Source organism: Crossiella sp. CA198, assembly GCF_052078295.1.
Taxonomy (GTDB): Bacteria; Actinomycetota; Actinomycetes; order Mycobacteriales; family Pseudonocardiaceae; genus Crossiella.
In genome coordinates, this window is the sequence record NZ_JBQJIM010000024.1 from 27,728 (window position 1) to 47,044 (window position 19,317).

At 69.2% G+C, this 19,317-nt stretch carries 21 protein-coding genes and 1 tRNA gene; 10 read left to right on the plus strand and 12 right to left on the minus strand.

The window, feature by feature from the left end:
• Positions 1-3: 3 nt before the first annotated feature.
• From ACTOWY_RS33560 to ACTOWY_RS33575, 4 genes are all read left to right on the plus strand, one after another.
• Positions 4-1,107 carry a 50S ribosomal protein L11 methyltransferase gene (locus ACTOWY_RS33560; RefSeq protein WP_441313619.1) on the plus strand — a complete coding sequence of 368 codons (1,104 nt, stop codon included), beginning with the start codon at positions 4-6 and terminating at the stop codon, positions 1,105-1,107.
• 312 nt (positions 1,108-1,419) lie between these two features.
• The gene (locus ACTOWY_RS33565) at positions 1,420-1,818 is read left to right on the plus strand and encodes a bacteriophage spanin2 family protein (protein ID WP_441313620.1); all 399 of its coding nucleotides are present in this window, start codon (positions 1,420-1,422) and stop codon (positions 1,816-1,818) included.
• Positions 1,819-1,967: 149 nt separating this feature from the next.
• Positions 1,968-2,642, plus strand: a complete 675-nt coding sequence (locus ACTOWY_RS33570; RefSeq protein ID WP_441313621.1) for a family 16 glycoside hydrolase — start codon at positions 1,968-1,970, stop codon at positions 2,640-2,642.
• A gap of 382 nt (positions 2,643-3,024) precedes the next feature.
• Positions 3,025-3,987, plus strand: a complete 963-nt coding sequence (locus ACTOWY_RS33575; protein ID WP_441313622.1) for a glycosyl hydrolase family 18 protein — start codon at positions 3,025-3,027, stop codon at positions 3,985-3,987.
• A gap of 47 nt (positions 3,988-4,034) precedes the next feature.
• Here the strand turns inward: ACTOWY_RS33575 and ACTOWY_RS33580 are convergent, their stop codons facing one another.
• Positions 4,035-5,267: a glycosyltransferase 87 family protein gene (locus ACTOWY_RS33580; RefSeq protein WP_441313623.1), complete on the minus strand. Its 1,233-nt coding sequence runs from the start codon at positions 5,265-5,267 to the stop codon at positions 4,035-4,037.
• A 95-nt stretch (positions 5,268-5,362) separates the two neighbouring features.
• On the opposite strand from ACTOWY_RS33580, the gene ACTOWY_RS33585 reads away from it, so the two are divergent.
• The gene (locus ACTOWY_RS33585; protein WP_441313624.1) at positions 5,363-6,472 is read left to right on the plus strand and encodes an acyltransferase family protein; all 1,110 of its coding nucleotides are present in this window, start codon (positions 5,363-5,365) and stop codon (positions 6,470-6,472) included.
• Positions 6,469-7,023 carry an RNA polymerase sigma factor gene (locus ACTOWY_RS33590; RefSeq protein ID WP_441313625.1) on the plus strand — a complete coding sequence of 185 codons (555 nt, stop codon included), beginning with the start codon at positions 6,469-6,471 and terminating at the stop codon, positions 7,021-7,023. Before ACTOWY_RS33585 ends, ACTOWY_RS33590 begins: the two co-directional genes overlap by 4 nt.
• Here the strand turns inward: ACTOWY_RS33590 and ACTOWY_RS33595 are convergent.
• The 8 genes from ACTOWY_RS33595 to ACTOWY_RS33630 all read right to left on the minus strand — a co-directional run bounded on the left by ACTOWY_RS33595 (position 6,998) and on the right by ACTOWY_RS33630 (position 14,284).
• The gene (locus tag ACTOWY_RS33595) at positions 6,998-7,903 is read right to left on the minus strand and encodes an ABC transporter ATP-binding protein (RefSeq protein WP_441313626.1); all 906 of its coding nucleotides are present in this window, start codon (positions 7,901-7,903) and stop codon (positions 6,998-7,000) included. The genes ACTOWY_RS33590 and ACTOWY_RS33595 overlap by 26 nt on opposite strands.
• A gap of 46 nt (positions 7,904-7,949) precedes the next feature.
• Entirely contained in the window at positions 7,950-8,333 is a 384-nt protein-coding gene (locus ACTOWY_RS33600; protein ID WP_247756130.1) for a GntR family transcriptional regulator, read from the minus strand.
• Between the two features lie 47 nt (positions 8,334-8,380).
• A complete protein-coding gene (locus tag ACTOWY_RS33605) occupies positions 8,381-9,367 on the minus strand; it encodes an ABC transporter permease (protein ID WP_441313627.1) in 987 nt (328 codons plus the stop codon).
• On the minus strand, positions 9,364-10,236 hold the full coding sequence (locus ACTOWY_RS33610) for an ABC transporter ATP-binding protein (RefSeq protein ID WP_441313628.1): 873 nt from the start codon (positions 10,234-10,236) through the stop codon (positions 9,364-9,366). Before ACTOWY_RS33610 ends, ACTOWY_RS33605 begins: the two co-directional genes overlap by 4 nt.
• A gap of 96 nt (positions 10,237-10,332) precedes the next feature.
• On the minus strand, positions 10,333-11,817 hold the full coding sequence (locus ACTOWY_RS33615; RefSeq protein ID WP_441313629.1) for an FAD-binding protein: 1,485 nt from the start codon (positions 11,815-11,817) through the stop codon (positions 10,333-10,335).
• A gap of 19 nt (positions 11,818-11,836) precedes the next feature.
• A complete protein-coding gene (locus ACTOWY_RS33620; RefSeq protein WP_441313630.1) occupies positions 11,837-12,676 on the minus strand; it encodes a TauD/TfdA dioxygenase family protein in 840 nt (279 codons plus the stop codon).
• Between the two features lie 27 nt (positions 12,677-12,703).
• Positions 12,704-13,663, minus strand: a complete 960-nt coding sequence (locus ACTOWY_RS33625; RefSeq protein WP_441313631.1) for an L-tyrosine/L-tryptophan isonitrile synthase family protein — start codon at positions 13,661-13,663, stop codon at positions 12,704-12,706.
• Between the two features lie 180 nt (positions 13,664-13,843).
• Positions 13,844-14,284 (minus strand): hypothetical protein, encoded by a 441-nt coding sequence (locus ACTOWY_RS33630; protein ID WP_441313632.1) that lies wholly within the window; start codon positions 14,282-14,284, stop codon positions 13,844-13,846.
• A 35-nt stretch (positions 14,285-14,319) separates the two neighbouring features.
• Here ACTOWY_RS33630 and ACTOWY_RS33635 point away from each other — a divergent pair, with 35 nt between their 5' ends.
• A complete protein-coding gene (locus ACTOWY_RS33635) occupies positions 14,320-14,643 on the plus strand; it encodes a cupin domain-containing protein (protein WP_441313633.1) in 324 nt (107 codons plus the stop codon).
• Between the two features lie 7 nt (positions 14,644-14,650).
• On the opposite strand, the gene ACTOWY_RS33640 is transcribed toward ACTOWY_RS33635, so the two are convergent.
• Positions 14,651-15,331 (minus strand): nitroreductase, encoded by a 681-nt coding sequence (locus tag ACTOWY_RS33640; protein WP_441313634.1) that lies wholly within the window; start codon positions 15,329-15,331, stop codon positions 14,651-14,653.
• A 111-nt stretch (positions 15,332-15,442) separates the two neighbouring features.
• Between ACTOWY_RS33640 and ACTOWY_RS33645 the strand changes: the two genes are divergently transcribed.
• A complete protein-coding gene (locus ACTOWY_RS33645) occupies positions 15,443-16,048 on the plus strand; it encodes a TetR/AcrR family transcriptional regulator (protein WP_441313635.1) in 606 nt (201 codons plus the stop codon).
• Positions 16,049-16,141: 93 nt separating this feature from the next.
• Here the strand turns inward: ACTOWY_RS33645 and ACTOWY_RS33650 are convergent.
• Positions 16,142-16,214, minus strand: a tRNA-Ala gene (locus ACTOWY_RS33650).
• Positions 16,215-16,337: 123 nt separating this feature from the next.
• On the opposite strand from ACTOWY_RS33650, the gene ACTOWY_RS33655 reads away from it, so the two are divergent.
• On the plus strand, positions 16,338-17,669 hold the full coding sequence (locus ACTOWY_RS33655) for a phenylacetate--CoA ligase family protein (RefSeq protein ID WP_441313636.1): 1,332 nt from the start codon (positions 16,338-16,340) through the stop codon (positions 17,667-17,669).
• A 3-nt stretch (positions 17,670-17,672) separates the two neighbouring features.
• Here ACTOWY_RS33655 and ACTOWY_RS33660 read toward each other — a convergent pair whose 3' ends face one another.
• Positions 17,673-18,461: a DsbA family protein gene (locus ACTOWY_RS33660; protein ID WP_441313637.1), complete on the minus strand. Its 789-nt coding sequence runs from the start codon at positions 18,459-18,461 to the stop codon at positions 17,673-17,675.
• Positions 18,462-18,587: 126 nt separating this feature from the next.
• On the opposite strand from ACTOWY_RS33660, the gene ACTOWY_RS33665 reads away from it, so the two are divergent.
• Complete coding sequence (locus tag ACTOWY_RS33665) at positions 18,588-19,310, plus strand: VIT1/CCC1 transporter family protein (RefSeq protein ID WP_441313638.1); 723 nt, start codon at positions 18,588-18,590, stop codon at positions 19,308-19,310.
• Positions 19,311-19,317: the final 7 nt, after the last annotated feature.

Sequence of the window (19,317 nt, forward strand, 5' to 3'; positions counted from 1 at the left end):
CCGTTGTCCGGTTCTTTCATCACCCAGGTCGCCGCGCCGGACCGCCGGGTGCTGGTGCGCACCCGCGAACCCGGCGCCACCGCGCCGGTGCTGCTGGTGCCCTCACTCGGCGAGTACCCGGTCTATGACGACCGGCTCTACCACTTCATGCTCAACGACCGGATCCGCAACGACTGCTACACCGCCGCCATCGGCAGGCACGCGCCCGGCCGCACCGTGCTGGACATCGGCACCGGCCAGGAGGCGGTCTGGGCGCTGGCCGCGGCCAGGGCCGGCGCCCGGCACGTGTGGGCGGTGGAGGTGCTGCCCGAGGCGGCCCGGCGGGCCCGCGAGGCGGTGGCGCGGGCCGGGTTCGCCGACCGGATCACCGTGCTGGAGGGCCTTTCCACCACGGTCGACCTGCCCGAACGCGCCGACGTCTGCGTCTCGGAGATCATCGGCAACCTGGGTGGCGCGGAGGGCGCCGGCGCGGTGTTGCGCGATGCCGGGCGCAGGCTGGTGCGGCCGGGCGGGGTGTTCATCCCGCACCGCAGCACCACCACGATCGTCGCGCTGGACCTCGACCACGCCGCACCCGGCGGCAGGCCCGGCTTCGCCGAACTGGCACTGCCCTACCTGGAACACGTGTTCAGCTCGGTGGGCAGGCCCTTCGACGTGCGGGCCTGCATACCGGAGCTGCGCCGCCGCGCACACCTGTCCGGGGTAGCCGAGGTGGAACCGCTGGACTTCGGCGGTTACCTGGTCCCGGAGGGCGCCCAGGAACGCGAGCTGGTCATCACCCGGCGCGGCACGCTGCACGGGTTCGCGCTCGGGGTGCGGCTGTGGGTGTCCGCGGCGGACAAGCCGATCGACTCGCTGGCCCAGCGCTGCAACTGGCTCCCGGTCTACGCCCCGCTCTCCGCGGGCGGCCTGCCGGTGCACCGCGGCGACCGGCTGTCGGTCACCTTCACCACCACCATCAGCAACGACGGCGTGCACCCGGACTACCGCCTGGACGGCGAACTGCGGGCCCGCACCGGCACCGTCCCGCTGTCCTGGACCTCCACCCACCACGACGACGGCTTCCGGTCGAACTCCTTCTACCGCAACCTGTTCCCGGTCGGGTAGGGCGAGCCCTGCCCCCGGCCCGGAGTGCGCGCGGAACCGGGGCATCCTCGGCGAGCAGGCCAGGGTGGCCGAGGATTGCCTGTACCTCAACGTGACCACGCCGAAGGCCCGCGCCGCCCGGCCGCTGCCGGTGCGATGATCGACTACTGGACCCGGTTCGCCCGCACCGGCGATCCCAACGGCCCTGGCCGCCGGGCGCCGGGCGGAGTTCTGACAGAGCCTGGGCAGATGATCTTGGGTGAAGCCCCGGCCCCGGGATCCGCGCACCGGTAGAGTCGGACTTAACAGACACACGATGATCGGAGATACGGCATGCGCGCAGCTCGTCCAGTGGCCACCGTTCTGCTGACCCTGGGCCTGTTCGGCGGCCTGGCCGGCTGCGGCGCGCTACAGCAGGCGACCGACACCGCGAACAAGGTGGGCGACGTGGCCAACAAGGCCACGCTGTGCATCGACGCGCTGAAGCTGGCCGGCTTCACCCCGAACGCCGCGGACCCGCAGAAGGCCCTCGAAGAGACCCAGAAGAAGGCCAAGGAGCTGGAGGCGCTGGCGGCCAAGGCAGGCGACGCCACGGTCAAGACCGCCATCGACGACATGGCCAAGTCGATGTCCGCGGTGACGCTGAAGGACTTCGGCCCGGAGGCGCTGGCCACCTGGCTCAAGAACAAGACCGACCAGCTCACCAAGCTGAGCACCGCCTGCGGTAGCTGATTCGCCCGATATGCCCGGTCGCCGTGCGCGGCCGGGCGTATCGCCCGCGACCGAACGGATGACGCGGGTTGACGCTGTCCTCGGCACGCTCGTAGCCTCGGTTCCACCGCCCCAATGAAAACGTTTTCGTTGCGGGAAGGATGGTCACCATGCTTCGTCGTCCACTGTGGACAATGCTGGCCGGGATCGTGTTGCTGGGCACGGCTTTCACCACACCGGCGGCAGCCGACCCGGTGCTCAAGCCCATGTTCGACGGGAAAACCCTGGACGGCTGGACCGCGTCCAAACCGGGTGAGTACCTGGTCAAGGACGGGGCGATCCACAGCACCGGCAAGTCCAGGGGCTGGCTGTACTACAACAAGCAGCAGGCAGGCACCTTCCGCTGGCTGTTCCACCTGCGCCAGGTCAAGGGCAACCACGCGCCCTCGGTGCTGATCTGGGGCGTCACCCAGCCGATCAACGGCCTGGGCGCCATCCAGTTCCAGCCGCCCAACGGCGGCCACTGGGACTACCGGCCGGGACACAACAACAGCGGCAAGGAGTTCTTCACCAGGTACCCGCACCCCAAGTGGGACGTGCGGAAGTGGAGCCAGTGCGAGATCGTGGGCAACCAGGCCACCGGGATCGCGCGGATGGCCTGCTGCCCGCTGCCGGCCGGGGCCACGAAGTGCAAGGCCACCGAGGTGTTGTCGTTCAAGGACAAGAAGGCGGCCAGGGTCGGACCGCTGGCGATCCAGATCCACAACTCCGGCATCGAGGACGAGTACAAGAACCTCCAGCTCGAATACCCGGTGGCCGACCCGGACAAGCTGATCACCACCTGAGCGCGGGCGGGCCGCCACCCGCCGCACCGGTCCAGACCAAAGTGGTCTGGACCCATCGGTGCTTTTGCCGTGACTTGATTCAAGTCATGCAGTAGGCTGACTCTCGCCCGCTGCCAGGAGGGATGTGTCTGTGAAGACACCGTCACTGGTGTGCGCTCTGGCCGAATCAACCTCACCATAGCAACCGGTTCCCGCTAGCCGTGGAAACCGGTTTCCGGTAACGCGTCCGACGTCGCCGCCGCCCCCTGCCGCCGCGGCCCGGCATCGTGCGCGCACCGCAATACCCGTTCAGCCCCTGCCCTGAAAGGGATATATCGTCATGCAAACGATTGCCATTCGTTCACGTATGGTCCGCTCTCGTTGGGCCACAACGGGAATCGCCTTGGTCACGGCGGCGGCCGCGATCACGATGGGACTCGCCGCGCCGGGTAGCGCGGCCCCGGTGGACAAGGCCGCCGTGGAACCGACCGCGGTGCAGGCGCTGCCGCCCGGCTTCCGCAGCGTGGGCTACATGCCGTCCTGGTCCGGCAACGTGAACAGCATCCAGTACCGCAAGCTCACCCACATCAACTACGCCTTCGCGCTGCCCAACGCGAACGGGACCCTGCAGGCAATCCCGGACCCGAACAAGCTGCGCTCGCTGGTGACCCAGGGGCACAGCAACGGCGTCAAGGTGTCGCTGGCGATCGGTGGCTGGAACGACGGCAACGACTCGGCCTTCGAGGCGCTGGCGCGGAGCGCGGGCACCCGGACCGCCTTCGTCAACGCGGTGGTCAACGTGATCAACCAGTACAACCTGGACGGGGTCGACATCGACTGGGAGTACCCGGACCCCGGCGCCTCCGGCAACAACTTCACCGCGCTGATGCAGCAGCTCAGCGGCGCGCTCAAGCCCAAGGGCAAGCTGCTCACCGCGGCCGTGGTCTCCGGTGGCGGCACCGCCAACGGCGTGCAGCCCGCGGTGTTCGCCGTGGTCGACTTCCTCAACATCATGGCCTACGACGGCGGCAGCCCGCACGCGAACTACCAGTGGTCGATCGACTCGCTCAACGGCTGGAAGGCCCGCGGCCTGCCCGCGAGCAAGGCCGTGCTCGGCGTGCCGTTCTACAGCAGGCCGAACTACCTGACCTACGCGCAGATCGTGGCCATGAACGCGGCCAACGCGCAGAAGGACTGCATCCAGGCCAGTGGCGCCCAGCAGTGCTACAACGGCATCCCGACCATCAAGCGCAAGACCCAGTGGGCCAAGACCAACGCCGGCGGGATCATGAACTGGGAGCTGTCCCAGGACACCACCGGGGCGACCTCGCTGGTCAGCGCCATCTTCGACGCGGCGGGCAGTTAGCCTGCCTGGTGTCCGGCCCGCCACCCTGCCGGCGGCGGGCCGGATGCCTACCGGCTGGACAGGCGGGATCGCACCGGCCGGATCGCCAGCACCAGCAGTGCGGCGAGGGTGATCCAGATGTAGGCGTTGCCCGGGATGTGTTGCCAGAGGGTCCAGCGCAGTTCGCGGTCCTCGGTGCTGGGCACCATGGCGAACAGATGCGCGCAGTACAGCGCGAGCACGCTCAGCAGCAGTGCCCAGTGCTGCCAGACCCTGGCGCGGGCGGCGGCGACCAGGAAGGCGGGCACGCACCAGACCCAGTGGTGGGACCAGGACACGGGTGAGGCGAGCAGCGCGCCTGCCGCGATGGCCAGCAGGGCGATGACCTCGTCCCGGGTGCGCAGCGCCACGATGACCGCGAGCAGCATCACCAGCGCGGCGAGTCCCAGCCACAGCAACGAAATCGCGTCCGGGCCGGGGTTCAGCCGGTGCAGCAGGCCGCGCAGGGACTGGTTCGGGGCGTAGGCCAGGCCGCCGATGCGGGTCGGGTCGATGAGCGCGTGGAACCAGTACTCGGTGGAATCCGTTGGCGCGACGAGGAATCCGATCAGCGCGAGGACCACGAAGGCGCCGATCGAGTTCACCGCGGCCCGCCAGTCCCGGTGGATCAGGAAGTACAGCACGAACACCGCGGGGGTCAGTTTGATCGCCGCGGCCAGGCCCACCAGCACCCCGCGCCAGCGGGGATCGCGCACGGCGAAGCAGTCGATGACCACCAGCGCCATCAGCATGATGTTGATCTGGCCGAAGGCGAGGGTGGAGATCACCGGCTCCATGCCGATCGAGAGCACCGCGGCGCCGGCGCCCACGGTCCAGGCGATTTCCCTGCGCTGGAACAGTTTCCCGGCCACCAGCACGCAGACCGCGGTCATCGCCAGGAAGCTGGTGGCGAGCACGAGGGTGTTCATCAGCCAGCCCGGCAACGCGGCGAACACGCTGAACAGCACCGCCGCCACCGGTGGGTAGGTGAACGGCAGCCGTGGGCCCGGCAACGGGCCGGGGAAGTCGAGGTAGAGCGGAATTCCTTGCCACCACGCGAGTCCACCGTTGCGATAGACCTCCAGGTCCAGGAAATACCGGCTCATGAAGGCCAGCGGCAGGCCGATCAGCATCAGCCACCACAGGCCCCACACCACCCTGTGGGCGAGTTCCCACCGGGGTGAGCGGGCGGTGGCAGCGTGGGCGGCCGCCGGGGGTCCGGCCGCGACGGCCTGCTTGACCAGCGACTTCAGGTTCAGCATGGACACTCTTCGCCGCAGGCCGCGCCCGCGTTCCCACTCCGGCGGTGTGACTGTCCTCATAGGAACGTCGGGGGGTCCATCGGCAACTAGTGTCCATGAGCACCACTCGTCACGCGCCGATGAGCCACGGGGAGTTCCTCGCGCTGAAGCGATTCCCCGCCCTGGACGGGGTGCGCGCCATCGCCGCGCTGCTCGTCGTGTTCTTCCACAACGACGGCCCCGGTCTGCTGCAGGGCTGGCTCGGTGTGCAGGTGTTCTTCGTGCTGTCCGGCTTCCTGATCACGACCCTGCTGCTGCGCGAGCACTCCCGCACCGGTCGGATCAACCTGCCGGGCTTCTATCGCAGGCGCGCGTTCCGCATCCTGCCGGTGTACTTCGTGGTGCTGTTCCTGACCGCCGCGGGCCTGCTGGTCGCCGGGCAGTTCGGCTCGAACCCGCTGGGCCGGGATTTCGGGCTGTACCTGGTGTTCTTCAACGAGTTCGGGCTCGGCGGACCGTACGGGCACTCCTGGTCGCTGGGCATCGAGCAGAAGTTCTACCTGCTGTGGCCGCTGCTGGCCTTCACCCTGCTGCCCAGGGCCCGTCCACTGGTCACGGCCGGTCTGATGACGCTCTCGCTGGCCGTCATCCCGTTCACCGTGGCGGCGGACCCCAAGGGCTGGTCGGTGCACTACTTCACCGTGCTGATCGGCTGCCTACTCGCGATGATCATGCACAATCCGCGCGGTTACGCCCTGGTCAAGCCGCTGACCAGGCCCTGGGTCGCGGGCGCGGTGTGTCTGCTGTTCCTCGGCGCGCACCTGTCCGTGTCCACCCTGTCCGACCTGCTGGACAAGGCCGTGTTCGGGATTCCCGGCTTCGTCGCGGTGGTGCCGGTCTACGCCCTGGCCGCCGCGTTGCTGATGCCCGCGCTGCTCGGTCCCGGCCTGCCTCAGCGCCTGCTCTCCACCCGGGTGATGGTCTACCTCGGCGAACGCTCGTACTCGATCTACCTGGTCCAGTCGATCGCGCACGGCATCGTGGTGGGGCTGGCGCCCGGTGCGTCCGGACTGCTGCTGGCGGTGCCGGTGTCGCTGGTCGCGATCGGCCTCGCCGACCTCTGCTACCGCTGGGTGGAGCGGCCGATGATCGCGCTGGGCCGCCGCCGCGAGGCCAAGGCGGTCCCGGCGCCCGAACCGGTCGGGACCACCGCGGAGCCGAAGTGACCAGCCCGCTGGACCGGGACACCTGGGCCCGGCTCTACCACCGCCACGCCCGTGAGCTGCACCGCTACCTGTCCTGCCGGGTGGACACCCAGGTCGCCGACGACCTGGTGTCGGAGACCTTCCTGACCGCGTGGGAACGCCGGGACAGCTTCGAGCCTGCGCGCGCCACCCCGCGGGCTTGGCTGTTCGGCATCGCGGCCAACCTGCTGCGCAGGCACACCCGCGCGGAAGGCCGCCGCCTGCGGGCGTGGGCCAGGGAGCACGGGCGGCGGGCGGTGACCGAGCAGGTCGACGAGCACACCGCAGCGGTGGTGGACGCCCAGTCGATGGCCACCGACCTGGCCGGGACACTGGCCGGACTGCGCCCAGAGGAACGCGAGGTGCTGCTGATGGTGGCCTGGGCGGACCTGACCGCGACGGAGATCGCCGAGGCCACCTCGACCCAGGTGACCACGGTGCGCACCCGGTTGTTCCGGGCCAGGCGGAAACTGCGGGCTCGCTGCCTCGGCGGCAGGTCGGCGCTGGTCAGCGGCCTGGACGCGGCGAGCTGACGGCCAGTCTGCGGGTCCGCGAGGCACGCAGGTAACCCATCACCAGCGATTCCAGATCGGGCCGCTCGGCCAGCCAGCCCTCGGGTGCGCCGCCGCCGCGGACCAGCACGGTCCGCTGCCGCTCGGTGCCGGAGGAGTCGATGACCGTGCCGGTGATGGCGGCGGCGGACCCGGCCGGCCCGATGAGCACCTGGTGCTCGGCCAGGGTGTCGCCGATGTCCCCGGCCAGCTGCACCCGGCCCTCGTCGAGCAGCAGCAGGTGGTCGCAGACGTCGCCGAGGTCGGTGAGCAGGTGCGAGGACAGCAGGACCGTGGTGCCGCGTTCGGCGACCTCGGTCAGCACGATCCGCAACGTCTCGTCGCGGGCCAGCGGGTCCAGGTCGGAGAGCGGCTCGTCGAGCAGCAGCACCCTGGGCAGCCTGCCCAGCGCCAGCGCGATGGCGACCTGGGTGCGCGCGCCGACGGACAGGGTGCCCACCTTCGCGTCCCGGTCCACCCCGGCCAGCAGGTCGAGCACCTCCTCCGCCCGCCGCGCCGACCAGCGGCTGTTCAGCGCCGCGCCGGCCCGCATCATCTCGCGCACGGTGAAGCCGTCGTAGAGCGGACGGCGCTGGGTCAGCAGCGAGACGTCGGGGTGCATCCGGCCGTGCACCGGCGCCCCGTGCACGCTGATCTCGCCGCTGGTCGGTCTGGCCAGGCCCGCGATCAAGGACAGCAGCGTGCTCTTGCCAGCGCCGTTCGGGCCCACCAGCGCGGTCACGCTGCCCGGCGGCAGCGCGAAGTCGCAGTCCCGCAACGCCATCGTCCGGCCGAACTGCTTGGCCACGCCCGTCACCCGGACCGGGCTCGCGTCCGGACGCGGCAGCGCGGGGACGTTCATGCCGGGCATTGTCCACCACCCTCACGGGGACCGGCGAGCGCGCGAGTCAGGCCGGGTAGTGCGTGTCCCGCACGTCGGTGTAGATCGCGTCGACCTCTTCCAGCACCAGCCCGTCGGTGACCGCCCGGCCCATCCACTGTTCGAGGTCCTGCCGCAGTGGGGCGCCGAGTTTCACCGCGTCGGTGGCCAGGGACGCGGTGACGAAGGTGCCCATCCCGCGGCGGCCGGCCACCAGTCCCTCGTGTTCGAGTTCGCGGTAGGCCTTGAGCACGGTGTTGGGGTTGACCGTGGTGGCCGCCACCACCTCCCTGGCCGTCGGCAGCTGGTCGCCAGGCCCCAGCAGTCCCATCCGCATCGCCTGTTTGACCTGCGCAGCGATCTGGAGGTAGGTGGCCACCCCGGAGTGCCGATCGATGCGAAACTCGATCACGCCGTTCAGCATAGGTGTCCACCGGTCCCTGGCACTCCACCTTCACCTCACACCTGCCGCCGGACCGCCCAGATCGAACCCAGCGTGAACAGCACCGCGAGCCCGAGGAAGATCGAGCCCTCGACCAGGTGCAGCGAGGTCGCCGCGTCGGCCGGGATGAGGTCGGCGTAGGACTTCACCAGTCCGTGCTCGCGGTAGCAGGTCAGCTGATCCGTCGGCATGGCCTCGCTGCCGCGGGCGCCACAGCCGCTGATCCGGGACCAGCTGTTGGGCACGACCGCGCCCGCCGCGTCCAGGTGGCCGGTGTCCAGCACCAGCGAGCGGTCGCCGGAGGGCACCGCCGAGCTGGTCGGGTCGTCGGAGATGATCCGCTTCGGCGTGAGCATGAACTGCTGCAGGCCGGTGAGCACGTACCGGATCACCACGAACACCCCGAGGGTGAGCGTCATCGCCATCAGCGTCCGCCGGGACAACGCGCCCAGGAACATGCCCAGGGTGTAGGCGAACAGCGTGTAGGCGAACGGGGAGATCCCGCTGGCGCCGAAGGTGGTGGCGGCGAACGGCCCGGTCTTCAACGGCCCCAGGCTGCCCGCGGCCGCCAGCCAGCCGCCGACCAGGAACTGCAGCGTCAGCAGCACCACCAGCGCGGGCACCGCGGTGACCAGGAACTTGCTCGCCATCCAGCGGATCCGGCTCACCGACTGGGTGAACGCGAGCACGTGCGTGCCCTGCTCGAACTCCCGCGCGAACAACGGAGCGCCGATGAACACCCCGACCAGCGCGGGCAACGCGAGCACCAGCGACTGTGCGATCTTCATCCGGTCGAACCAGGTGTCCTGGAACTCGGTGACCGCGGTGCCGGAACAGGCCGAGCCCGGTTTGATCCCGTCCAGCACACAGCCCGCGATGCCCCTGGCGGTCAGGTCCGCGGTCATTCCCGCCCGCAGCGACAACACCGCCACCACGCCGGCGAGCAGCGCGACGGCGAGGCTGATCAGCGCGAGTCGCTGCTGACGCCACACGATCCAGGTCATGCCGCGACCTCCAGGCCGGTGCCGCGCATGTAGGAGAGCGCGAGGTGACCAAGCCGCGGCCGGTGCAGCTGCCAGCCCGGCTGGCGCCGGGCGGCGTGCGCGGGCACCAGCACCAGCTGCGCACCGTTGACCACCTGGGTGTCGATGACCGACCCCGGCGCCGCCGGGCACGGCTGACCGGGCGGCCCGACCAGCAGGGCGTGCTCGTGCACCAGCTGGGCGACGTCACCGGCGAGCCGCACCCGGCCGGCGATGAGCAGCACCAGGTGGTCGCACACCCCTTCCAGCTCCGCGAGCACATGCGAGGACAGCAACACGGTGATCTCCTGCGCCCGGCACTCCGCCAGCAACGTCTGCAACACGGCCTGCCGGGCGAGCGGATCGAGGTCGGCCAGCGGCTCGTCGAGCATCAGCAGCCGCGGCCGCTTGCCCAGCGCCAGCGCCAACGCGACCCGGGTCCGCTGCCCACCGGAGAGCGTGCCCACCTTGGCCGTGAGCGGCACCTCGGCCCGCGCCACCAGCTCCTCGGCGTAGGCCTGATCCCAGCCCGGATTGGCGTGCCTGCCCAGCCGCAGCGTCTCGGCCACGGTGAACTGCGGATACAGCGGCTTCTGCTGGGTCAGGAAGGACACCGAGGAGTGCATGCCGCGCCCGCTGGGCACCTCGCCGAACACCTCGATCCGGCCCGCGCTCGGCCGAACCAGCCCGGTGACCAGGCCCATCAGCGTGCTCTTGCCCGCGCCGTTGGGCCCGACGAGCGCCACCACCCGTCCCGGCGGGATCTCCAGCGAACAGTCCCGCAGGGCCCAGCCCCGCGAGTACCTCTTCCCCAGCCCCTCCGCCAGCACCGGCGCCTGCTGGTCCGTCATCCGCCCACTCCTCTCCGCTGTCCCATGCCGACGATGCTAACACCCTTTCACTACGTAACTAGTGAAAGGGTGTGCGCGGAGAGGTCGACACACTGTCTACAAAGGACACACCGGGAGGCTGGCCTGCGACAGCGACCGCAGGTAGTCGACGATCGGCGAGGCATCGTCGATCGAGGCCGACGCGGCGAGGTAGGAATCAGGCCGCACCAACAGCAACCGATCCGCATAGGGGGACTCGCCAGGAGTGTCGCGGAGCTGAATCGTCCGCACGAAGGCGGGCAGCGCGAGATCCGGCTTGTCATCGCCAAAGACGAGAAGCGTGAAGAAACGATAGTCGAGCAACGAGTAGACCCGCGCCTGCTCGCCTACCGGCAACTCGCCATCGGGACCATGGACCATGAAGTCGAAAAGCCGCGAGCCCGCAAGCCCGCCTTCGCCATACCGGATCCCCATGCCGGTGATGTTGCCCGCCTTCCGCTCGACGGTCTTGACGTAATCCACCGCATGGGTTCCTCCCTCGGAGTACTTGGTCGATCGCACCAGCGCGCCCGAGGTTTCCACCACACTCAGCGCGACCGGCTTACGCTCCTGCTCGTAGGTGCGCAGGATCTCCGGCGAGGACATCGCGTTGGCGGCCATGCCCAGCTTCCACATGAGGTTGAACGCATCCGACAAACCGGTGTTCAACCCCTGCCCGCCATTGACCGAGTGAATATGACAGGCGTCGCCAGCCAGAAAAACCCGGTCGTCGACAGAGAAACTCTCCGCAACCGACTCCTTGACCGAGAACCGGGAGAACCACTCGACCCGCTTCAAGCTCAACTCATGCGGCCGCACGGCCCGCTTGATCTTGGCGACCACCTGATCCAGGTCGAACTCGGCCACGTCCATGCGCACGTAGAAGCGATCGATCTCCCCTTCGCGCGGAATCCAGGCCACGTCCGAGGTGTCGGCCTGGAAGACGATGATCTCCGGCACCTTGGGGAAGTCGGTCTCGAAAACCCCGTCCAGGACCGCCCAGGTCAGCTCTGACCGGGTGATCTCGAACGGGATGCCGAAGAAGTCCCGGACGGCGGACCGCGAGCCGTCCGCTCCGATGACGAACCTCGACTCGACCACCTCGCCGGAGGACAGGACCGACCGGCAGCCGGTCTCGGTGATCGCGACATGGTCAACCGAGGTGTTGCGCCGCACCGCGCAGTCCAGCTCACCGACTCGCCGATCCAGCGAACTCTCGACGAATGCCTGGCCAAGCATCAGGAAATGCTTGTGAAAACACCCCTCCAGATTGTCCCACCAAGTGGACTGACGAGAAACGAACTCGCCATCAGCCCACACCGAACTGGTGTTGCAGGTCTTCCCCAGCGGATAAAGCTCCGCGAAAATCCCGACAATCTCCAGCAGCTGCAGCGAACGCGCGTTGAGGGCATCGGCTCGCCCCGTGCTGATGGGCGCCGCCGATTTGTCAACGATCAGCACCCGCAGGCCGTACAGTCGCCCGAGCAGGGCACACAGCAGGCCGACCGGGCCCGCGCCAACAACCAGAACATCCACCCGCGACCCGGTGGTCTCGTTCGACACGACTGACATCTCCGATCGGTCAGGAACGGACCAGCGCTGGGTTGTCCAACGGCGGGTCACCGAGCACGTGCACCCGGCGCAGATGCCGGGGCGCGCGGCTGGTGAATGCCTCCCGCCCGTGCAGCAGCGTGTAATTGTCGGACACGACCACATCGCCATCCTGCCAGGCGTGCGCGTAGAAATGGGCGGGCGCGTACAGCGCCTCCCGGAGACTCCGGTGAAAACGCTCCAGCTCGACCGCGCCGACACCGGTGAACTCGAGGTCGGGATGGTTGATGAAGTCCGGGTCCCCGGCGATCGCGGGTTCGCCGTAGCGCAGCACCGGGAACCCGCCAACGGGATGCGTGGTCACCACCGGGGAAACGGCTTCGCTGTCGTAGAACTCCATTTTGCGGCGGTAGGTGCCGGTGACCCGCTCCCACAGCCGCCGGCTGTCCGGGTCAGCGTCGGCCAGCACCGCGGGGGTGTTCGAGAAGGTGGTCCGGCCACCCTGATCCGCGCCGGGCGCGCTGACACAGTGGAAGATCTGGAACTCCGGCACCTGCTGCCGGTACATGCCGTCCCAGTGCAGCGGAACGTAACTGTGGTCGAAGATGTGGTCCTCGGGCCGGTCATGCTCGAGAAGTTCGAGGACCGCGCCGAACGGCCACATCGCGAGTTCGCCCCATTCACCGCACCACCCGGTGAGTTCCGCCGGCCCCGCGAAGGCGGAGAAACCCCGCAGCAGCACCAGATGATGGGCCCTGGCCAGCTCACGCAACCGATCGAGCGGCAACTCGGTCACCGCGGCGGCGGGCCGGGCCGGACGCACCACTACCCCGAACGGGCTCAGCTTCTCCACGACGATGTCGGCGGTCATCTGCTTCTCCTTGTCCGGCAACATGTTCTAGGCGACTTCGACGCGAGACCGGGACATCGCGAAGTGACTCGGCCGCCCGTCCCTGCTGACCAGTTCAGCCCCCGCGGCCTCGGCCTCGGCCCGCTTCATGAGCACGAACCGATCGCCCAGATCAACCGCGACGCTGTGCCACGGGGTGAGCCAGCTGTCGGCGGTCTCGGCGAGATGGACGCCCAGTTTCGGTGCGCCGCAAGGCTGTGGGTGGATGGACAGGCGCACCGCCGAGGGAAAGTACTCGACCAGCAGATCGCCCCAGGCCTTGCTGCGCTGCATCATCAGGTAAGCCCGTGCCCGCGCGCTCCGCTGCAGCGCGGCCCGGCTGCCCTGATACGCCGGCGTGTCCCCGTCCTCGAACAGGAACCGGGTGAGAGCGCGGTACAACTCGACGTCAACGCCGGCCCGGACCCGCTCCCTGATCGCATCCAGATCCTCGGCAAACCCCTCCACCAGCAGTTCCCTGGCCCGGTGGTGGCCCTGACCGGCCAGCAGCGGAATGTCATCGAGGGTGAACAACCGGATCCGGCGGCCGGGCAGGCCGTCAATCATCACCTGCAGTTCCCGCTGATAGGTGCTGATGTCCTCATCCGGAATGCCCACCACATCACCAAAAACCCGCCCGTCGGAGCCGATCACCAACTCGGCGCCGGGCAGATGAACCGTGCCGATCTCGGCGATGAGCCCGTCCAGGAACTCCAGCGCGAACCGCTCGGCCAGATCCGGCACCGCACCGAGCACCTTGGCCGCATTCGGCGATTTGCCGGGAAAGGCGGGCAACACGAACACGACCGGCACCCCGGCCAAGACGCTGCGCTCCACCTGCCCCAGCTGAGCGGCCAGACACCGCGCACAACGCGGCGCACAACCCCCCACCGGCCCGCCAAGCTTGCGCTGATGCCGGAGCACCAGCTCCAGGACGGTCTCGGCGACCCGTCGTGCTTCCTCGGACATGCCACGCCTTCCAGCCGGTCTTCGCGATCTTCAGCGTGACCGAGTGGAAAAGCCGTCCATACTGACATTTCGGCATAACCCGACGTAATGCAGGCGAGCGGCCCAGCCGACCGGTTGTTCGCGGCCGAGGTCAGGACGGGTCGCACGCCAGGCCAGGCCGCACGACCTGACCTGCACCGGTCAGCGGCGCCCGGTGGCCAGGATGACCAGGAACTGGCCGCCGCCCGGCTCGATGCTGGTGGTCACCGGCAGCCCTGGCACCAGTCGGGAGAACCGGTCCACCAGCCAGTCCGCCGCCTCCTGGGCGTCCCGCTTGGTCGGGCAGCGGGCGACCATCTCGCGGCCGCCCTTGCGCTCCAGCCGGGTGGCGACGGTGCTCAGCGGTGCGGGTTCGACCACATGCAGGCGGTCCGGCCAGGCGATGACGACCTTGACCGCGCCCTTGCGGGAGTTGCAGCCGCGGTGCGCGAGCCGCTCGGCGATCTTGGCCTTGCGGTCGGCGGTGCGGCTGTCAACGCTGGGCCCCAGGGAGTCGTTGACCGACTTACCGGGGTCGACCGGTTCGTCGCACACCCAGCAGCGCCAGCCGTCGCGCTCGGCCACATCTTCGAGGAGACCCATCCGAGCAACCTAGCCTGGTCACGCAGACTGGGCGCATGTGGCTGCCACTGACACAGGTTGAAGGACTTCCGCTGCTGGGCGGGGCCGGTCGGTACCGGGTGCCGCTGCGGACCGGGACCGGGCTGCTGATGGAGATCGAGTATCCGCGGGGTGTCCGCTCGCCGGAACACCAGCATGATCACGACAGCTTCATCTACCTGTTGTCCGGACACCTGCGCGGGACCATCGCGGGGCAGCCGTGCGAGCTGCACGCCGGTGGGACGCTGTTGCATCCACGGGGTGTGCCGCACTCCGTCGAGGCGGTGGTGACCAGCCGGTGGCTGGAGTTCAAGTCGCCGCCCAACCTGCCGGTGGCCTGACGGGGGTTCAGGAGTGGAATCGGGTGGTCTCGGCGAGTTCGGCCCTGACGACCCGGACGGTGTTGGCCGGAGCGGATTCCTCGGCGTAGCCGAAGGAGATCCCGAGCAGGACCTTCCTGTCCCGCACGCCCAGTTCGGCGCGGATGGTGTCGGCGTAGAAGCTCAGCAGTCCCTGTGGGCAGCTGGCTAGGCCGTAGGCGGTCATCGCCAGCATGAGGGTCTGCGCGTAGATGCCCACGTCGGCGGCGATGCGCACCTCGGCGTTGGCCGGGGTGAACAGCAGCGCGACGTGTGGCGCGCCGTAGAAGCGCAGGCTCTGGGCGTTGTAGGCAGCGCGGGCGGCGTGGTCCGCGCGACCGATTCCCACCGCCGCGTACAGCCGCTCGCCCGCGCACTGACGCCGTCGGCGGTAGGCGCCCTGGTAGAGGTCCTCGCGGTAGGGGAAGTCCGGGGAGAGGTCGTTCCGGGTGTGCGCGGCCACCAGCGCTTCGGCGAGGCGGTCGCGGGCGGCGCCGCTGACCACCTCCACGTGCCAGGGCTGGGTGTTGGAGTTGGACGGCGCCGCGCCGGCCAGGGAGAAGACGGCGCGGAGGATGTGGTCGGGGACGGGATCGGGACGAAACGCGCGGGTGGCGCGTCGCGCACGGATCAGGTGTTCGGCGTATTCGGGTGGGTAGCCGGTGGTCATGGCCTCGCCTCCGGGTGGTGTCACACAGCTGAAGTAAACGGTTCCGTTTACCTTGTGGAGGACCGTAGCAGGCGACCGGCATGAGGTAAACGGTGACGTATACTTCACAGCGTGGCTGAGCAGGACGAGACCGCCCGCCGGCGCGGACGCGGAGCGCGGGAACGCATCCTGGCCGCGGCCATGGCGCTGTTCGAGACACAGGGGATCACCGCCACCGGCATGGAGCAGGTGGCCTCCCACGCCCCGGTCTCCAAACGCACCCTCTACCTGCACTTCCCCACCAAGGACCAGCTGGTGGTGGCCTATCTGCGCCACCTCGCCGAAAGCGGACACACGATCGACCACGCACTGGACCGGGCGGACCTGTCGCCCAGACAGCGACTCCTGGAACTGTTCACCGTGCCCCGCACCGGAACCGGGCCCATCCGCGGCTGCCCGTTCATCGACGCCGCCGCCGAGTTCCCGGACCCGGACAGCCCGGTGCACGCCCACACCCGCCAGGAGAAGCAGCGCTTCACCCACCGCGTCATCGAGCTGGTGCGCCAGCTCGGCGCGGCACATCCGGAGATCCTCGGCGAGCAACTCGCGATCCTCGCCGACGGAGTCGCCAGCAGGGCAATGGTGTTCAACGATCCCGGATGTGGTGAGCACGCCCGAGCGGCGGCGGCGGCGCTGCTCGACGCGGCCACCGGGTCACCGTCCACAAAGGACAGATAAGCAGGCTCGTCGGCACCTGGCCCGGAAATGCCAGAAGCCCTGGGACACGTTGTGGACCGTGTCACCAGGGCTTCTGGGGCTATCTCAACCGAGTGGAGCTGAGGGGATTCGAACCCCTGACCCCCACACTGCCAGTGTGGTGCGCTACCAACTGCGCTACAGCCCCGTCTCCGGTGCGCTGACCTGGAGTTTTTCTCTCCCGTTCAGTGCTTGGATACCGTACCCCATCTCCCCTCATGAACAAAAATCGGGGGTTGGCCAACGGTGTTTGGGCTGGTAGACCCCGTGCATGCGCACAGTGAACCCGGTACTGACCGATCCCGACGCCGAGGGCGCCTCGCCGGAGCGGCGGGCCGTGCTCCAGGAACGGCGGTTGCGGGGGGTGGTGGATCGGGTGCTGGGGGCCGGGGGTGTGCTGGCTGGGCGGTTGCGGGAGTGCGGGATCCACAGTGGACGGGAGGTGCGGCTGGCTGAGCTGCATCTGTTGCCCACGTTGAGCAAGCGGGATCTGTGGGATCACTACCCGTTCGGGTTGCGGGTGGTGGAGGAGCAGGACGTGGTGTGCGTGCACGGGTCCTCGGGGACCGGTGGGCGGCCGACGTTGATCCCCTACACCGCGCACGACGTGGACGTGTGGGCGCGGGTGATGGCCAGGGCGCTCGGTGGGGCCGGGGTGACCGCGCGCAGCCGGATCCACAACGCCTACGGGTACGGGCTGTTCACCGGTGGGCTTGGCGTGCATCACGGGGGGATGCGGCTGGGCGCGACCGTGCTGCCGTTGTCCGGTGGGATGACCGAGCGGCAGGTGCGGTTGCTGGTGGATCTGCGGGCGGAGGTGTTGTGCTGCACGCCTTCCTACGCGATCCACCTGGGTGAGGCGTTGCGGGCGGCGGGGATTTCGCCGGCGCAGCTGGGGTTGCAGGTGGGGGTGTTCGGGGCGGAGCCATGGACGCCGGAGATGCGGCGGCAGATCGAGGAGCTGCTCGGGTTGCGGGCGCTGGACATCTACGGGCTCTCCGAGATCATCGGACCCGGGGTGGCCTGCGAGTCGCTGGACTCCGAGGGGATGCTCAACGTGGCCGAGGACCACTTCTACGTCGAAGCCGTGGACGCCGACGGGGTGCCGGTGCCGGACGGCACTCCCGGCGAGCTGGTGTTCACCACGCTGACCAAGACCGGGATGCCGCTGATCCGCTACCGCAGCGGGGATGTGGCCAGTCTGGCCGGGCCGGTGGCGGGTTCGGCGCGCACCTTGCGGCGGATGAGCAAGCTGCTGGGGCGCGCGGACGACATGCTGGTGGTGCGCGGGGTCAACGTGTATCCGACCGAGATCGAGTCGGTGCTGCTGGCCGATGAGCGGGTCAGCCCGCACTACCTCGTGGTGGAGGACCGGCGGGTGGCCGCGCGGCCGGAGCTGCGGGTGGCGGTGGAGCCGTTCGCGGCCGCGGTGGACGGGGAGGCGCTGCAACGCGAGCTGACCGGCGCGTTGCGCGAGCGGCTGGGCATCGGCTGCGCGGTGACCGTGGTCGAACCGGGTGTGGTGCCGCGCACGGAAACCGGAAAGGCGCGTCGCCTGGTGCGGTGGAGCACCGGGGACGCGCCGGTTCCGGGAATCGGGTGAGGGCTACTTCTTGAACAGGTCCTCGAACCAGGTCGGGGTGTTCTGCAGGTCCACCTTCTTGCCGTCGGCCACCACGGCCGGGGTGCCGGTGAAGCCGCCCGCGTCCTTGAAGCCGGGGTCGTTGTCCACGTTGGCGAAGGAGTCCTGCAGCGCCTGGTTGTTGGCGCCGTTGCGGATGTCGTTGGCGAAGTCCTCACCGGGCACGCCCAGGTCGCGGGCGAGCTGGATCAGCTGCTCCTTGGTGTAGCCCGCGCCGTTCTCCTTCGGCTGCTTGCCGTAGAGGCTGGCGAAGAAGTCCGGGAACTTCTCCGGCGCGGCCTTGGCCACGGCCAGGGCCGCGTTGGCCGAGTCCAGCGAGTAGCCCTCCGGCCTGGACAGCTTCACCAGCATCGGCAGCATGTGGTAGCGGACCTTCAGCTCACCGGAGTTCAGCTTGTCCTGGATCTGGGTGCCGAACTGCTTCTCGAAGCCGCCGCAGCCGGGGCAGAGGAAGTCCGCGTACAGGTCCACGGTGGCCTTCGCGGTGTCCTTGCCCGCGACCACGATCGCGTTGTCCCTGGTCACCGGGTAGGTCGGGTTGACCTGGACCTTGGGGATCGCGCCTGCGGTGACGGTGTTGTCGGTCTGCGCGGTGAAGTAGATGCCGCCGAAGATCGCGGCGGCGATGATCACGACCACCCCGACGCCGACCCACATCTTGGTGCGGTCGCTCTTGCGGGCCGAAGCCATCGCCTTGGCCGCCGCGGCGGCATCCTGCTTCCGCTTTCGCGCGTTGCGCTCGGCACCGCCCACGTCTTGGTCCTTTCCAGCGACGAACCGACCACCGTGCGGCGGTCTCGGCCGCAGCCTAATGGTCATCGGATGAGAACCCCGTGAGTCGAATGTCGGTTTTCCCGGCAACGCCCTAACGTAAATTTCATGACCGCACCGGAAAGCAGTGGCGCCGAGGAAGTCGGGCACGTGCACTCCGATGTCTCCGGCGGCTGGCTACGGCCTGCCGTCTTCGGCGCGATGGACGGGCTGGTGACCAACATCGCGCTGGTCGCGGGCGTGGGCGGCAGCGGGGCAGGCGCGCACTTCATCGTGTTGTCCGGGGTGGCCGGGCTGGTCTCCGGGGCGTTCTCCATGGCGCTGGGCGAGTACGCCTCGGTGGAGACGCAGAACAACCAGGTGCGGGCCGAGATGGAGGTGGAGCGCCGAGAGCTGCGCGAACATCCCAGGGCCGAGCTGGCGGAGCTGGTCGAGTCCTATGTGGACATGGGGCTGACCGAGGACACCGCCCGCCGGGTGGCCACCGAGGTGCACCGGGACCCGGAACTGGCGGTGCGGGTGCACCTGACCCAGGAGCTGGGCGTGGACCCGACCGAACAGCCCTCGCCCTGGCTGGCCGGGATCTCCTCGTTCTTCTGCTTCGCCGTGGGCGCGCTGTTCCCGCTGCTGCCCTACCTGCTCGGCTACGACTCCCTGCCGGCTGGTCTACTGGTGGGCGGGGTCGGCCTGGTGATCGCGGGCGCGGTGGTGGCCAGGTTCACCACCCGGCCCTGGTGGCTCAACGGGTTGCGCCAACTGCTCTTCGGCGCGATCGCGGCGGGTGCCACCTACCTGGTGGGCTCACTCATCGGGGTGAGCGCGGGCGGGTGAGCGAAGT

Coding starts and splice junctions, on each gene's coding strand:
- ACTOWY_RS33565 (WP_441313620.1), top strand. CDS start 1,420: ATGCGCGCAGCTCGTCCAGTGGCCACCGTTCTGCTGACCCTGGGCCTG.
- ACTOWY_RS33570 (WP_441313621.1), top strand. CDS start 1,968: ATGCTTCGTCGTCCACTGTGGACAATGCTGGCCGGGATCGTGTTGCTG.
- ACTOWY_RS33580 (WP_441313623.1), bottom strand. CDS start 5,267: ATGCTGAACCTGAAGTCGCTGGTCAAGCAGGCCGTCGCGGCCGGACCC.
- ACTOWY_RS33585 (WP_441313624.1), top strand. CDS start 5,363: ATGAGCACCACTCGTCACGCGCCGATGAGCCACGGGGAGTTCCTCGCG.
- ACTOWY_RS33595 (WP_441313626.1), bottom strand. CDS start 7,903: ATGAACGTCCCCGCGCTGCCGCGTCCGGACGCGAGCCCGGTCCGGGTG.
- ACTOWY_RS33605 (WP_441313627.1), bottom strand. CDS start 9,367: ATGACCTGGATCGTGTGGCGTCAGCAGCGACTCGCGCTGATCAGCCTC.
- ACTOWY_RS33610 (WP_441313628.1), bottom strand. CDS start 10,236: ATGACGGACCAGCAGGCGCCGGTGCTGGCGGAGGGGCTGGGGAAGAGG.
- ACTOWY_RS33620 (WP_441313630.1), bottom strand. CDS start 12,676: ATGACCGCCGACATCGTCGTGGAGAAGCTGAGCCCGTTCGGGGTAGTG.
- ACTOWY_RS33625 (WP_441313631.1), bottom strand. CDS start 13,663: ATGTCCGAGGAAGCACGACGGGTCGCCGAGACCGTCCTGGAGCTGGTG.
- ACTOWY_RS33630 (WP_441313632.1), bottom strand. CDS start 14,284: ATGGGTCTCCTCGAAGATGTGGCCGAGCGCGACGGCTGGCGCTGCTGG.
- ACTOWY_RS33635 (WP_441313633.1), top strand. CDS start 14,320: ATGTGGCTGCCACTGACACAGGTTGAAGGACTTCCGCTGCTGGGCGGG.
- ACTOWY_RS33640 (WP_441313634.1), bottom strand. CDS start 15,331: ATGACCACCGGCTACCCACCCGAATACGCCGAACACCTGATCCGTGCG.
- ACTOWY_RS33655 (WP_441313636.1), top strand. CDS start 16,338: ATGCGCACAGTGAACCCGGTACTGACCGATCCCGACGCCGAGGGCGCC.
- ACTOWY_RS33665 (WP_441313638.1), top strand. CDS start 18,588: ATGACCGCACCGGAAAGCAGTGGCGCCGAGGAAGTCGGGCACGTGCAC.